At 68.4% G+C, this 2047-nt stretch carries 1 protein-coding gene and 1 pseudogene; both read right to left on the bottom strand.

Going from position 1 to position 2047, the window contains the following annotated elements; all coding sequences use genetic code 11:
- Positions 1-98: 98 nt before the first annotated feature.
- On the bottom strand, positions 99-1646 hold the full coding sequence (locus ACWEQL_RS42250; protein ID WP_452156909.1) for an MFS transporter: 1548 nt from the start codon (positions 1644-1646) through the stop codon (positions 99-101).
- Positions 1647-1822: 176 nt separating this feature from the next.
- Positions 1823-2047, bottom strand: a pseudogene (locus ACWEQL_RS42245) (hypothetical protein); the annotation flags it as partial.

Genomic DNA, 2047 nt, shown 5'->3' with positions numbered 1-2047 from the left:
ATTAATTTTTACCCTACCCCCCAGTTCTCCTCTGTCGGCCCCTCGCGTCGCGTTCCCGGCTCCGGCCCCGTCGGTGCGGGGCCGGAGCCGGGTCGCGGTCAGTGCATCGCGACACCGGAGTTGGCCGACGGCAGGTCGCTCGCCTTGGCCTTGATCACGAAGACGGCCACCACCAGCGCGAGGGCGGCGAGCACCGCGCCCACGATGAAGCCGTGCGAGATGCCCTCGGCGAGGACCTCGTTCGCCGCGACGGTTCCCTTCGGGAACTCGTGCGTCTTCATGAACTCGGCCTTCTGGGCATCGGTGGCCGAGGCCATGAAGCCCGGGAACTGCTGCTCGCCCTCGGCCTTGGCGTAGTGGGCGAAGACCGTGGTCAGGATCGACAGGCCCAGCGAACCACCGATCTGCTGCATCGAGTTGAGCAGACCGGACGCCGCACCGGTGTCCGCCTCGGCGATCCCGGCGACGGACAGCAGCATCACCGGGACGAAGATCAGGCCCATGCCGAAGCCGAAGATCACCGTGGGGCCGAGCACCCCGTCCAGGTAGCCGCTGTCCGGCTTCATGAAGGTCAGCCAGGTCAGACCGATGGTGACCAGCGCCGCGCCACCGGCCATGAACGGCTTCGGGCCGTACTTGACCTGGAGGCTGGACGCGAGCTGCGCGGCGATGATGATCGACACGCTGATCGGGAGGAAGGCGACACCGGCCTTGAGCGGGCCGTATCCGAGCGGACCCTGCACGAACAGCGTGATGTAGAAGAAGATGCCGAACATCGCCGCGGCCAGGCAGAGCATCATCACCAGGCCGCCGGTGCGGTTGCGGTCGGCGAACAGGTGCAGCGGGGTGATCGGCTGCGCGGTGGTGCGCTCGATGACGAAGAAGCCGGCCATCAGCAGCGCGCCGAGCGCGAAGGAACCGAGCGTCAGCGGGTCCGACCAGCCGTCCGAGGCGGCCCGAATGAACCCGTACACCAGGCCGACCAGACCGATCGTCGAGGTGAGCGCGCCGGGCAGGTCGAACTTGCCGGACTGGCGCTCCGACTCGGCGATGTAGCGCGGGGCGGCGACGGCGATCAGGATCGCGATCGGGACGTTCACGAAGAACACCCAGCGCCAGTTGAGGTACTCGGTCAGCAGACCGCCGGCCAGCAGGCCGATCGCGGCGCCCGAACCGGCCACCGCGGAGAAGACGCCGAAGGCCTTGTTGCGTTCGGGTCCTTCCTCGAAGTTGGTGGCGATGAGCGCGAAGGCGGTGGGCGAACAGATCGCGCCACCGATGCCCTGGAGGGCGCGCGCCGCCAGCAGCAGCGTGCCGTCCTGGGCGAAGCCGCCGAGCAGGGAGGCCAGGCCGAAGATCAGCGTGCCGGCGATGAACACCCGGCGCCGGCCGAGGATGTCACCCGCGCGGCCGCCGAGCAGCAGCAGTCCGCCGAAGGTCAACGTGTACGCGTTGATGACCCAGGACAGGTTGGTGGTGGAGAACTCCAGCGCGTCCCTGATCTGCGGCAGCGCGATGTTCACGATGGTGGCGTCGAGCACCACCATGAGCTGCGTGGCCGCGATGACGGTCAGGGTGATGCCCTTGCTCCCGCCCTTGCCCCCCTGTGGTGGGGATTGCTTGCTGAGTGTGTCGGTAATGGCCAAGATGTGCCCCCTGCCGGCTGTTGCTTCGTGTGCTGTGGACCCGGGTCCGGCATGGCCCCGGTCCTGGAGCTGCGGCGTCCCGCGGACTATGAAGGAACGCATGCGTTCACTAGTGTTGGACGATAACTGGTGCAGGATTGTGAACGCAAGCGTTCTCTAAGGTTGGTGAGCATGGATCAGTTGGTGCGGCGCGGCCGAGCGGTGGACCCGGCGACGGGTCCGGCGACAGCTCCGGTGGCGGGTCCGGCGGCGGGCGGTTCCCGTCCGGAGGATCTCCCGGACGGCGGCTCACCGGCGGGCGGTTCCCGGTCGTGGCCGCCCTCGACCTCGTGGTACTCGTCGGAGAGCGCCCAGCAGATCTTCTCGGGCAGCCAGCGCGGCACGGTGACGGCGAGCAGGCC

The organism is Kitasatospora sp. NPDC004240 (assembly GCF_053603215.1).
The sequence above is the reverse complement of the archived record's forward strand: the minus strand, read 5'-3'. Positions and strand labels throughout refer to the sequence as shown.